We start from the raw sequence: 11,887 nt of genomic DNA, 5'->3' as shown, positions 1-11,887 counted from the left end.
GCAACGACCCGACCCGGCGCGGCGGCGGGGGCCGGGGTATTGGCAATCGGACGGTTCTGCCGTAGGACTGGGAGAGTAGGACTGGGAGAGCGGTATCCGTGAGGCCGTACGCGGTCGGCGACATCTTCGCCGCATCCTCCGGACGAATGAAAGGACGAGCACATGGGATTCATCGCCGTCGGCCAGGAGAACTCCACGGACATCGAACTCTATTACGAGGATCACGGCACCGGACAGCCTGTGGTGCTCATCCACGGCTATCCGCTCGACGGCCACTCCTGGGAGCGCCAGACGAAGGCCCTGCTCGAGGCCGGCTACCGTGTCGTCGTCTACGACCGGCGCGGTTTCGGCCGATCGAGCAAGACCACCGTCGGATACGATTACGACACCTTCGCCGCCGATCTCCATGCCGTGCTGACCACGCTCGAGCTCAGCGACGTCGTGCTCGTCGGCTTCTCGATGGGAACGGGCGAACTCGCCCGTTATGTCGGCCGCTACGGTCCGGAACGCGTGGCGAGACTCGCCTTCCTCGCCTCCCTCGAACCGTTTCTACTCAAGACCGACGACAATCCCTCAGGCGTTCCGCGGGAGGTCTTCGACGGCATCGCCGCCGCCGCGGCGGCCGATCGCTTCGCCTGGTTCACGGACTTCTTCCAGAACTTCTACAACCTCGCCGACACGCTCGGAACGCGCATCAGCGAGGAGGCGGTGCGTAACAGTTGGAACGTGGCGGCCGGCAGTGCCCCCGTCGCCGCATACGCCGTCGTGCCCACCTGGATCACCGACTTCCGCACGGATGTGGAGGCGGTTCGCGCCTCGGGTGTGCCGAGCCTGATCCTGCACGGTACATCCGACAATATCCTGCCCGTCGACGCGACCGCGCGCCCGTTCCATGCCCTGCTGCCGGACGCCGTCTACGTGGAGGTCGAGGGTGCGCCGCACGGTCTGCTCTGGACGCACGCTGAGGAGGTCAACGCAGCCCTGCTCGACTTCCTGGCCTGACCGCGCCCTTGACGGCTCCGCCATACGGGACTTCGACTAACACCGCGCCTCGAGATCGTGACGGCGGGATGGCGGTGCCACGCGGGAAGGCCGCACCTGGGCGCTCCGAGGCGTCGTCGACGGGATGGCGCCGTCACGCCTCGATCGCGGGCGAAGCGCGGGGCAAGCCGTGCGCCTCACGATGCAGGCGCTCCATGTTCTCGTCGAGTTCGCTCGCGGTGCGGGCGGCCTGGGTGAGCCCGTCGAGCAGTTCGGCCGGCACCTGCCGATCGTATTTGTAGTAGATCTTGTGCTCGAGACTGGCCCAGAAGTCCATGGCGATGGTGCGGATCTGTACCTCGACGGTCACCGGAACCGCGCCGGTCGAGAGGAAGACGGGCACCTCGACGATCGCATGCAGACTTTTGTATCCGTTCGGCTTCGGATTGCCGATGTAATCCTTCACCTGTACCACGCTGACGTCTTTCTGTGCGGCGAGCAGGTTGAAGATCCGGTAGGCGTCCGAGACGAAGCTGCAGGTGACACGCACACCGGCGATGTCGGTGATGGTCTCGGAGATCGCTTCGAAAGACGGCTCGACGCCCTTGCGCTCGACTTTCTCCATCACACTGTCGATGGTCTTGAGGCGGCTCGATACGTGTTCGATGGGGTTGTAGTCGTGGGCCTGACTGAACTCCTCGCGCAGAATCGACAGTTTGGTGATGACCTCGTCCATGCCGAACTTGTAGCGCATCATGAATCGCTCGGTCTCGTCGCGCAGCGCACGCATCTCCGCGAGCGTCTGCCCGTCAACGGCCTCGAGCGTGCGACGGGCTCGGGAGGTGAGCATCGATGCGGGAAGGCGAACCTCCCCGGTCGTAGTGTCCGTCATCTCGTCGCGCGCATCGGATGTCTCCACGGGGGTCACGTTAGCGAAGGCGACTCCACACTCCCTGAGACTTCCCCGATCCTAGCGGCGGGGGCGCCACCCGATGGCAGGGTGATATGCCGTGCGATTGTGTCGAGCAATCGGGCGTCGTGGTCGAGGCCGAGCTGACTCGGGACGGTCAGGAGAAGGGTGTCCGCGGCGCGCACGGCCGTGGGCGAGGCCGCCGTCGAGGTAGCCGACCTGGTCGGAGCTGTCGGCCGCGGCGATGGCCGCTCGGAAGAGCTCGGTGTGGGAGCGGGCGAGGTCGGCATCCGTCTCGCCGTCGGCGGGAAGTACCCGATCGCCCCGGAACCGCGTAGCGTCGGCTCGGGTGAGCGACGGCTCACACCACGCTGCCGTCGGCCGTCGGCGATCAGATCGGTCGCAGCAGCCTCCTCCGCCATGTAGAGCGGGTTCCCGTAGTTGAACCTCGCTTCTAAGGGTGCTGAACCCCGCCGTTCTCATCGACCACCTCCACGGCTATCGAATGGTGCAAGCTCGCACCGCTGCGATCAGGTCTTCCACCGCTGCCAGCACCTCCGGCTGCACGTCAAGGTGATAGATTCGCTGCGTTCCGTTGCGGGTGACGCTCACAATACCTGCATCGAGGAGTATGCGCAGGTGACGCGAGACCGTGGACTGCGGTAGGTTGACGGCCTGCTGGAGCTCACCCACCGTGGCTGCGCCCTCGCATTCGATGAGCGCCGCTGTAATCTGACCTCGGCTTGGTTCCCCGAGTGCGCGGAAGATCGGCACCGCCGCATCTAGTGCATCGACCACCATTTCTCGCCCCCAAGTTGTTTGCGCAACTCCTCGAGCTCGATTGTAGCGAGGCCATGACTACGGCCACTGGTGATCCAGTCCGTCAGCATCCGCACCGTCTGCATACGATGTCCGCCGAAGTGCGCACTCAGGTAGTCGGTGAGGTTCATCGGCGCGAGGCGGGGGAATCCCCAGAGTGCCGCTCGAACAGCAGCGGGAAGCACTCGACGTGGAGTGGGCAGATCGTAGTCGGCAGCGACCGCGCTCCTAGCTTCATCAGCGGCCCGTGCCAGGCGTCGCGAGAGCGGTGCGGCCCGTGCAAGGTCGTAACCGACCGAGTGGAGGCCGGCAACGATCGGCATTGTGGTGGCCGCTTGCAGTAGGGCGATTGCGACCGAAGCCTCAGGTAGGGCCCTATCGAAGGTCCCTCGAAGAATCGGGGATGCCGAACCGGCCACGGTGAACAGCGACCCGGTGCGCCAATACGAAACGGGTCCTGTGCCCCAGGCCAGAAACCCAGGCACTACTATTCCCCAGGGGCGTTCGCCCGCGAGTTTGGCGAGTACGGCGACTTCCGAGGGCACTTGAGAGACGGCCATCACCACGCCTGCATCTACTCGCGTAAGCAGATCCCGCATCCCCGGGGCATCCGGTGCAGCCGTGCTCACCACCGCGTCCCAGCCCATTGGCACCGATGGGAGAGACATAAGCTCCACTCGGCGCGAGGTAATCCCTCGACTACCCGCTCGCACCCGTCGCGACTGCACCGTGCGATACTCGCCCTCCGGCTCCCGTACCGCAAGCGCAAGCTGCACGTGCGGCTCGAACGAGGTGGCGAGCACGGTAGCTACGGGGCCCTGCCCCACAATGAGGATGCGCATGACGCTAATAATATCCGTACATACGGATAAACAGATGTATTGCTGCACCTGCGGTAGCGGTTCCAGTGTCATGAATCCGATGTGCCAACGCATGTCGATCACGCCGGTGCCCAGTTCGATCCTGCGCGTCCGTGCGGCGATCGCTGCGAGCAGCGGAAACGGAGAGGCGAGCTGCGGGGCGAAGCGGTGCGTGCGCACGAAAGCGCCGTCATCGCCGAGTTCCTCGGCGGCGACCGCAAGCTCTACCGTTTGCATGTGGGCCCGATGCGGTGCGGGCCCGTGATCAGGAAACGGGCTGCCAGTGACCGAATGAGCGAAATCCGATGCGTTTCTCGAATGCAACGGCGCTGGGCTCGACGTGGGCATTCCCGTCGGCGTCGTCCGGCACCCCAGCGCAGCTTGGGCGCCGATTCGATCGTGTGGGGCGAGACCGAACGGGGCGAAGGCGTGCGACAGGTCCAGGACGGCTCGTCTCTCTGGTTCGACCATCGCGCGGTCGAACTCGACGGCCTGACCGTGCATGGCTTATCGGCTCCCATCGGTGGGATGCTCGAGTTCGAGGATGCGGGTGCGTCGACCTATCCGAAACCGGACCCTCGATTTCGACGGGCTTGTGGACGTCTCCCGAGCGCGGAACTCCCGGGTTGTGCCAAGGGAGCGGGCGTATTCTGCCATTGTGAACATCCGAGAGATCCCTCTGACCACGATCGAGGGTGCGACCACAACGCTCGCCGAGTACGCCGACCGCGTCGTTCTCGTCGTCAATGTCGCCTCGAAGTGCGGGCTGACCCCGCAGTACGCCAAGCTCGAGGCGTTGCGGGAGCAGTACGGCCCCCGTGGGCTCGCCGTGCTCGGATTCCCATGCAACCAGTTCGCCGGGCAGGAGCCGGGCGACGCCGAGAAGATCCAGGAGTTCTGCTCGGTGAACTATGGTGTGACCTTCCCGCTGTTCGACAAGATCAAGGTGAACGGGCGCAAGAGGCATCCACTCTATGCAGAGCTCGCGAAGGTTCCGGATGCGGCGGGCAAGGCCGGCCGCATCCGATGGAACTTCGAGAAGTTCGTGATCGCCCCGGACGCGACCATCAGCCGCTTCCGCTCGACGACAGAACCGGACGCCCCTGAGATCCTGCGCGCGATCGAGTCGGCGCTGCCGGTGCGGTCGGACTGATCTCGCGTCGCGCCGACGAGGCGCCGCTCTAGACGTTCCGTGGAATAGCCCAGCAGTCGCCTCGGTTCCATGCATATGCATGAAAATGACTCGAGAGCGGAGAAGACCATGGCGCGGACGATAGAGCTCGGCATCGACACCTTCGGAGATGTGACCCAGGATGGCGATGGACGGCCTCTGCCGCAGGCGCGCGTGCTGCGCGACCTGGTGGAACAGGGCGTGCTTGCCGATAAGGTCGGGCTCGATTTCATGGGGATAGGCGAGCACCACCGCGAAGACTTCGCAGTATCCGCGCCGGAGGTCGTGCTCGCAGCGATAGCGGGCAAGACCGAGCGCATCCGTCTGGGTTCGGCTGTGACTGTCCTGAGCTCCGACGACCCGGTGCGGGTCTACCAGCGTTTCGCCACGCTCGACGGCATATCGAACGGCCGCGCGGAGGTCATCCTCGGGCGGGGCTCCTTCACTGAGTCGTTCCCACTGTTCGGGTACAGGCTCGACCAGTACGAGGAGCTCTTCGAAGAGAAGCTTGGCCTTTTCGCAGAGCTGCTCACACAGCGGCCCGTGACCTGGACGGGGCGCACTCGTGAGTCGCTGACCGCGCAATCGGTGTACCCGCTCGTCGAATCCGGCACTCTGCGCACCTGGATCGGTGTCGGCGGCAGTCCGGAATCCGTCGTGCGTGCGGCCGGCTACGGCCTGCCGCTCATGCTCGCGATCATCGGCGGCAGCCCCGCCAGGTTCGCCCCATTCGTCGAGCTGTACCACCGTGCCCTCGAGCAGTATGGCAAGGCCTGGCAACCGGTCGGCGTGCACTCGCCCGGCTATGTCGCCGAGACCGACGAGCAGGCGCGCGAGGGGCTCTGGCCGTATTATTCCGCGATGGTGACCAAGATCGGACGCGAGCGTGGCTGGCCGCCGATCACCCGTGAGCGCTACGAGCAGGAAGCCGGCCCGGACGGCGCCCTCTTCGTCGGCGCTCCGGAGACGGTGGCTCGGAAGATCGCAGCCGCCGTGAACGCTCTCGGGGCGGATCGTTTCGACCTCAAGTACAGCAACGGAGCGATGCCGCACGAGCAACTGTTGTCGAGCATCGAGCTCTACGGAACGGTTGTCGCGCCGCGTGTGCGCGAGCTTCTCGGCGGCTGAGGAGCAGAGGGCATCACGACCGCGGAGAGGAAGACACCATGTCGTACCGTCTCACGGGCACCTGCCTGTCGTTCGGCGGCGTTCGGCAGCGGCGGCATCGAATAAAGTCGAACGTACCCACTCGTGAAGGAAGTCAGTGAACCAGCAGTTCGATGCCCACCGTCAGCAATGGATCGGACGAGAGAAACGCGCCGAGAACATGATCCCCGTCATCGGTTCGCTCTATCGGGAGCACGGCGTCGTGACGTCGATCCATGGTCGGCGGCTCATCAACCAGTCGGCGATCGGAATCCTCAAGGCGCACAAGTTCGCCCGTCAGGTGAACGACGAGGAACTTCTCCTCGAGGACACCGCACGCGTCCTCGACGCGCTGCGTGTGATCAAGCCCGGCCCGGCCTCTCTCGATCTTGCGCGCCTCGTCACCCGTTTCCGTGAAGCAGGCGAAGGACGAGAGCTCGAGGACTTCCTACGGTCAGAGCTCTCCGCGGTGCTGAGGGCGGACGGAGCGCCGCACGGAGCCGGCACGGATGTCGTCCTCTACGGTTTCGGCCGCATCGGGCGGCTGCTCGCCCGCATCCTCATCGCTCACGCCGGGCACGGCGAGGGTCTGCGTCTGCGTGCGATCGTCGTGCGCAGGGGATCCGCGAACGACCTCGTCAAGCGTGCGAGTCTGCTACGTCGCGACTCCGTGCACGGCTCCTTCGACGGCACGATCACGGTCGATGAGAAGAGCGATACGATCCTCGCCAACGGCACCCTCATCCAGGTGATCTACTCGAACGACCCCTCGTCGATCGACTACACCGACTACGGGATCCGGAACGCGATCGTCGTCGACAACACAGGCCGCTGGCGCGATGAACACGGCCTCTCACAGCATCTCGCTTGCCCAGGGGTCTCGCGTGTGCTGTTGACCGCGCCGGGCAATGGCTCGCTCAAGAACATCGTCCATGGCATCAATCACGATGCGATCGAGCCCGACGACACCATCCTCTCGGCCGCATCGTGCACGACGAACGCCATCACGCCCGTGCTCAAGGCCATCAACGACGGCTACGGTATCGTCCGTGGCCACGTCGAGACCGTGCATTCCTTCACGAACGATCAGAACCTCATCGACAACTTCCACGCCGGCGACCGGCGGGGCCGCTCCGCCGCTCTCAACATGGTGATCACCGAGACCGGCGCAGCGAAGGCGGTGGCGAAGGCTCTTCCGGCGCTCGAAGGCAAACTCACCGGCAGTGCGATCCGGGTTCCGACACCCGACGTCTCGCTCGCGATCCTCAACCTCACCCTCGAGAAGAGCGTCGGCAAGGACGAGATCAATACCTACTTGCGCGAGCTCTCGCTCAACTCGAGTCTGCGCCAGCAGATCGACTTCGTCGACTCGCCGGAGGTGGTCTCGACCGATTTCGTCGGATCGCACCGCGCGGGCATCGTCGACGGGCTCGCGACGATCGCCGGAGGCGGGAACCTCGTGCTCTACGTCTGGTATGACAACGAGTTCGGCTATAGCTGCCAGGTCATTCGGGTACTCGAGGTGATGGCCGGAACCCACCCTGTCGTGGTTCCGAGCAGAGTCGAGGCCTAGGCTCCGCCTCTCGTAGGCCAGTTGCGCGAGACTGCGTGAATCGTCCGCATAGCGGCTCATACCGACGATTCACGCAGTCTCGCGGGGGAACCCGCGGGGAACTCGCGGGGGGAATGGGATGGGGAGAAGGGCTCAGCGTCCGCGCAGGCGTTCGATCTCGCGGCGATCGCGCTTCGTGGGGCGGCCGGTGCCGCGGTCGCGCAGGGGCAAGAGCAGAGCCTCGGTCCTGGGAGGTGGTGGTGGAGTCTTGTCGACGAGGCACTCAGCGGCGAGCTCGGCTCCGACTCGTTTGGAGACGATGCGGCTGACCACGACGATGCGTTCCATACCCGAGATCCGCACGCGTACCTCGTCTCCGACACGCACGGCCTGGGCGGCTTTGACCCGATCTCCGTTGAGGCGTATATGACCGGCGCGGCATGCCGCCGTCGCGAGAGAGCGCGTTTTGAACAGACGCACGGCCCACAGCCAGCTGTCGACGCGTGCGGTGCTTGCCGGATCCATGCTTCGACTCTAGATTCTCGCGCCCGGTCGTGCACCGTCGTCGAGACGGCGGGCGACGCCGACTAGCCTTGAACCCGGAGGCGTGAATGAACCTGGAACCGCTCTTTGTGAGACTGGACCGCATCGCTGGCGGCCGGGCGGCCGGGCGGACCATCCCCGAGGACATGCGATGGCATCCGAGCACACGGCGTGCATTCGTCTGGATCGCCTGGCTGCTCGCCGCCGAGATCGTGCTGGGCGTCGCCGCGGTCGTCGCAGCCATCGTGCTTGCGGCGAGCGGAACGGTCGTCCCCTTCGCCGCATGGATGCGTGCCCTCGTCGTGCTTGCGATGACGGCGACCCTGTTCTACTTCGCGTGGCGTGCGCAGCGGGGCTTCTATTGGGCCTATTCCCGTCTCCGCCTGTTCAGCAAGATCTTTCCCGTCGTGACGCTCGTGATGGCCGCGATTCCAGGACTCTACCCCCTCTGGATGGTGACAGAGCAGATCGTCTTCAGCCTCATCCTCATCGGAGTCTCGGACGTTCTCGACTCCGAGCACATGCGCGCCGCATTCCCGAAGCCGCCGAAAGGGCACGGACGACGCGACACAGCCGCGGTCGGAACATGAGCGGGGCCGGCGGTGACGCCTGGGTCCTCGGCCCTGACGGCGACAAGTATTGGGGACGTTTCGGAGCGGCTGGCCTGCTCGTGCACGACCGGGGGCGTGGCGTGCTCCTGCAGCATCGCGCTGTGTGGAGCCACCACGGCGATACCTGGGGTCTTCCCGGCGGGGCGCGTCATGCGGGGGAGAGCGCCACCGAGGGAGCGGTCCGCGAGGCTCATGAGGAGGCGGGGGTCCCCGTCGACCGGATAGCCGTGCGGTCGAGTTCGACGCTCGACCTCGGCTTCTGGTCGTACACGACCGTCGTAGCCGAGACGGTGCTCCCGTTCGAACCGGTGATCAGCGATCCCGAGAGCATCGAATTGCGCTGGGTGCCCGTCACGGAGGTCGAATCGTTGCCGCTGCATCCCGGCTTCGCGGCGAGCTGGCCCATCCTGCGACGACGTCTGGGCGGGGAGTTCGGCCTCGGGCTGGCCGCGCTCGGACGTCCCGACTACATCAATCTCGGCCACGGGGGCGATTTCGTGGACGGCGCGAGCGTCGTGGAACTGAGAGGACGTACTCATGGCATGCTCGACGCGGCGTGGGCCGGAGGCATCCGCTACATCGATGCGGCTCGTTCCTACGGCTTGGCGGAGCGGTTTCTCGGAGAGTGGATCGCCCTGCATCCCGAACGTCGAGCGCAGCTCACGATCGGCTCGAAGTGGGGCTATGAGTACGTCGCGGACTGGCGGCGCGACGCGACTGTTCACGAGATCAAGAACCACTCGCTCGCGGCCTTCTCTCGGCAGTGGCCGGAGACCCTGGAGGCACTCGGAACCGCTCCGGACATCTATCTCGTGCACAGCCTCACCGAGGAGAGCGGAGCACTCGACGATGCAGCCCTGCTCGAACGCCTCGCCGAGCTCGCTGCGAGCGGGGTTCGTGTCGGGCTGTCGACGAGCGGTCCCGGCCAGGCGCGCGTGCTCGAACAGGTTCTCGCGCTGGGCGATGCGGCGCCGTTCAGCGCGGTTCAGACGACCTGGAACCTGCTCGAGCAGTCCGCGGGGGAGGCGTTGAAGGCCGCACATGCCTCGGGATGGACGGTGGTGGTCAAAGAGGGCGTCGCAAACGGACGCCTGACCGAGCGGGGCCTCGCCGACGGGTCGCTGCCGGAGCTTGCCGAAGCCGCAGAGCGGTCGGGCCGGAGTCCTGACACGATCGCACTGTCGGCCGTGCGTCATCAGCTCTGGGCGGATGTCGTGCTGAGTGGAGCGACCACCGCCGCGCAGCTCGCGAGCAACCTGTCCACCGTGCCGACGCCGCAGGACGACCTCCTCGCGCGGATGCGGGAACGCTCCGAGAGCTACTGGGCTGAACGTTCCGCGCTCTCGTGGAACTAGCGTGCGCGACTCCGCACCGAGACTCCTGAAGTTCGGTGGACCCTGCGACGACGCCACGCGTGCGTCTCGCTAGACTCGGCTCTGTGACAGGGGAACGTGACGGAGACGGCGCGAGTTCGCGCATCTGGACGATTCCCAACCTGCTCAGTCTCCTGCGTCTCGCGCTCGTTCCCGTGTTCCTCATGCTCATCGTGCAGGGCGAGGATGCCTGGGCACTCGCTGTGCTCATCGTCTCGAGCCTCACCGATTTCCTCGACGGATATCTCGCCCGCGCTCTGAGGCAGGAGAGTCGACTCGGGCAACTGCTCGACCCCGCCGCCGATCGGCTCTACATCTTCGCCGCTCTCATCGGTCTGGCTTGGCGCGAGCTGGTGCCCTGGTGGATCGTAGCGGTCATCGTGGCGCGGGATGTCATGTTGCTCGTGCTCGGCGTCATCCTCGCCAACCATGGCTTCGGACCTCTTCCCGTTCATCAGCTGGGCAAGATCGCGACCTTCGCGCTCTTCCTCGGCCTCCCCATCATCATGCTCGGACTGGCCTTTCCCGCGATCGCGTGGATCAGCGAACCGATCGGATGGGCGATCGCTCTCTGGGGCGCCTTCCTCTACTGGTGGGCCGGCATCATCTATGCGATCGAGACCTTGCGCGTAATACGGATTCCGCGACTGGAACCGGGCACTCAATCCGATACGCTGGAACGATAGGGAGGTATGTGGTGGCTGATTCCGAGCAGAAGGACCCGACCGGTCAGAATCCTGCGCTTGGCGACGACCTCGGCAACACCGACACGACGCTGTCGTTCAGCCAGGAGCACGCGACGCAGTTGGCCGCCATCGACAGCGATGTGACGGTCGAGGAGCAGGACGCGATCACGGCCTTGCCTTCCGGTTCGGCACTGCTGGTCGTGCGTCGCGGGCCGAATTCCGGGGCCAGGTTCCTGCTCGACACCGATGTGACCACGGTCGGTCGGCATCCTGACGCTGAGATCTTCCTCGATGACGTGACTGTTTCACGCCGGCATGCCGAGTTCCTGCGGCACGGCACCGCTTTCGAGGTGAAGGATCTGGGTTCCCTCAATGGAACGTATTTCGACGGCGTGCGCATCGAGACGGCGCTGCTCAGCGATGGAGCCGAGGTGCAGGTCGGCAAGTTCCGTTTGACGTTCTATGCTTCGAGGGTCGACCTCGCCCCGCTGGCGAGCAGCTAGTGTCCGGCTCTGCAGCCCGGGCAAGGGTGCCGGGGTCGGCGCCACTTCTCAGCATCGGGCAGGTTCTCGCGCGTCTCACACCTGAATTCCCCGAACTCACGCCGTCGAAGCTCCGCTTCCTCGAGGAGCAGGGACTCGTCTCACCGGCGCGGACGGAGTCCGGGTATCGCAAGTTCTGTGCGGCCGATCTGGAGAGGCTGCACCTCATCCTGTCGATGCAGAGGGACCACTACCTTCCGCTCAAGATCATCCGCGGTTACCTCGACGAGTTGGATGCTGGACTCACGCCGGTTTTGCCTGGTGGGGTGACCCCTGGACCGTCGATGCTGTCGAGCGCGCGGCGATTCGGCCGCGATGAGCTCTTGCGTGAGGCCGGAGCGTCGGCCATGCTCCTCAACGACGCCATCTCGGCCTCCCTCATTCTGCCGGCCGAGGTCTACACCGAGGACACCGTGAACGTGCTGCGGGCCCTCGCCGAACTGCAGCGGTGCGGCATCGAGCCACGCCATCTGCGCGGCTTTCGTAATGCCGCTGAGCGGGAGCTCGGACTCATCGAGACGGCGCTCGTTCCGATCGCGCGTCGCAAAGACGCCTCGAGCCGGGCGAAGGCGGCGGAATTCGCCCTCGAGATCGCGGGTCAACTCGAGGTGGTGCGGGGAAGCCTGATCCGTTCGGCGCTGACGCGCCTCGCCCCGTAGTCGGAGATGAACCCTCCTGCCGTTGGCGCGACAC

Annotated in this window: 14 protein-coding genes; 10 read left to right on the top strand and 4 right to left on the bottom strand. The window is 65.5% G+C overall.

Annotation, left to right across the window (positions count from 1 at the left end; translation table 11 throughout):
- Nucleotides 1-162 precede the first annotated feature (162 nt).
- Nucleotides 163-1,002, top strand: coding sequence for an alpha/beta fold hydrolase (locus ACFQB0_RS07145; RefSeq protein ID WP_386729319.1), 840 nt, complete (start codon nt 163-165; stop codon nt 1,000-1,002).
- A 133-nt stretch (nt 1,003-1,135) separates the two neighbouring features.
- Here the strand turns inward: ACFQB0_RS07145 and ACFQB0_RS07140 are convergent, their stop codons facing one another.
- Complete coding sequence (locus ACFQB0_RS07140) at nt 1,136-1,831, bottom strand: GTP pyrophosphokinase (protein ID WP_386729704.1); 696 nt, start codon at nt 1,829-1,831, stop codon at nt 1,136-1,138.
- A gap of 228 nt (nt 1,832-2,059) precedes the next feature.
- Between ACFQB0_RS07140 and ACFQB0_RS07135 the strand changes: the two genes are divergently transcribed.
- Entirely contained in the window at nt 2,060-2,317 is a 258-nt protein-coding gene (locus ACFQB0_RS07135; RefSeq protein ID WP_386729316.1) for a hypothetical protein, read from the top strand.
- Between the two features lie 72 nt (nt 2,318-2,389).
- Here ACFQB0_RS07135 and ACFQB0_RS07130 read toward each other — a convergent pair whose 3' ends face one another.
- Nucleotides 2,390-2,692, bottom strand: coding sequence for an ArsR/SmtB family transcription factor (locus ACFQB0_RS07130; RefSeq protein WP_386729313.1), 303 nt, complete (start codon nt 2,690-2,692; stop codon nt 2,390-2,392).
- The gene (locus ACFQB0_RS07125) at nt 2,674-3,807 is read right to left on the bottom strand and encodes an LLM class flavin-dependent oxidoreductase (RefSeq protein WP_386729310.1); all 1,134 of its coding nucleotides are present in this window, start codon (nt 3,805-3,807) and stop codon (nt 2,674-2,676) included. The genes ACFQB0_RS07130 and ACFQB0_RS07125 overlap by 19 nt, the downstream gene beginning before the upstream one ends.
- Nucleotides 3,808-4,228: 421 nt before the next feature.
- Here ACFQB0_RS07125 and ACFQB0_RS07120 point away from each other — a divergent pair, with 421 nt between their 5' ends.
- From ACFQB0_RS07120 to ACFQB0_RS07110, 3 genes are all read left to right on the top strand, one after another.
- Nucleotides 4,229-4,723, top strand: coding sequence for a glutathione peroxidase (locus tag ACFQB0_RS07120; protein ID WP_386729306.1), 495 nt, complete (start codon nt 4,229-4,231; stop codon nt 4,721-4,723).
- 108 nt (nt 4,724-4,831) lie between these two features.
- Nucleotides 4,832-5,869, top strand: coding sequence for an LLM class flavin-dependent oxidoreductase (locus tag ACFQB0_RS07115; protein WP_386729303.1), 1,038 nt, complete (start codon nt 4,832-4,834; stop codon nt 5,867-5,869).
- 136 nt (nt 5,870-6,005) lie between these two features.
- Nucleotides 6,006-7,460, top strand: a complete 1,455-nt coding sequence (locus tag ACFQB0_RS07110; RefSeq protein WP_386729299.1) for a glyceraldehyde-3-phosphate dehydrogenase — start codon at nt 6,006-6,008, stop codon at nt 7,458-7,460.
- A gap of 132 nt (nt 7,461-7,592) precedes the next feature.
- Here ACFQB0_RS07110 and ACFQB0_RS07105 read toward each other — a convergent pair whose 3' ends face one another.
- Nucleotides 7,593-7,964 (bottom strand): RNA-binding S4 domain-containing protein, encoded by a 372-nt coding sequence (locus tag ACFQB0_RS07105; protein WP_386729296.1) that lies wholly within the window; start codon nt 7,962-7,964, stop codon nt 7,593-7,595.
- A gap of 86 nt (nt 7,965-8,050) precedes the next feature.
- Here ACFQB0_RS07105 and ACFQB0_RS07100 point away from each other — a divergent pair, with 86 nt between their 5' ends.
- The 5 genes from ACFQB0_RS07100 to ftsR all read left to right on the top strand — a co-directional run bounded on the left by ACFQB0_RS07100 (nt 8,051) and on the right by ftsR (nt 11,853).
- The gene (locus ACFQB0_RS07100) at nt 8,051-8,572 is read left to right on the top strand and encodes a hypothetical protein (protein WP_386729293.1); all 522 of its coding nucleotides are present in this window, start codon (nt 8,051-8,053) and stop codon (nt 8,570-8,572) included.
- Complete coding sequence (locus ACFQB0_RS07095; protein WP_386729291.1) at nt 8,569-9,948, top strand: aldo/keto reductase; 1,380 nt, start codon at nt 8,569-8,571, stop codon at nt 9,946-9,948. Before ACFQB0_RS07100 ends, ACFQB0_RS07095 begins: the two co-directional genes overlap by 4 nt.
- Nucleotides 9,949-10,031: 83 nt before the next feature.
- Nucleotides 10,032-10,652, top strand: coding sequence for a CDP-alcohol phosphatidyltransferase family protein (locus tag ACFQB0_RS07090; protein ID WP_386729288.1), 621 nt, complete (start codon nt 10,032-10,034; stop codon nt 10,650-10,652).
- A gap of 11 nt (nt 10,653-10,663) precedes the next feature.
- Nucleotides 10,664-11,155, top strand: coding sequence for an FHA domain-containing protein (locus tag ACFQB0_RS07085; protein WP_386729286.1), 492 nt, complete (start codon nt 10,664-10,666; stop codon nt 11,153-11,155).
- Nucleotides 11,155-11,853 (top strand): transcriptional regulator FtsR, encoded by a 699-nt coding sequence (gene ftsR, locus ACFQB0_RS07080; protein ID WP_386729283.1) that lies wholly within the window; start codon nt 11,155-11,157, stop codon nt 11,851-11,853. Before ACFQB0_RS07085 ends, ftsR begins: the two co-directional genes overlap by 1 nt.
- Nucleotides 11,854-11,887: the final 34 nt, after the last annotated feature.

Source organism: Luethyella okanaganae, from assembly GCF_042660285.1.
Taxonomy (GTDB): domain Bacteria; phylum Actinomycetota; class Actinomycetes; order Actinomycetales; family Microbacteriaceae; genus Luethyella; species Luethyella okanaganae.
This window is presented reverse-complemented; position numbering and strand designations above follow the sequence as displayed.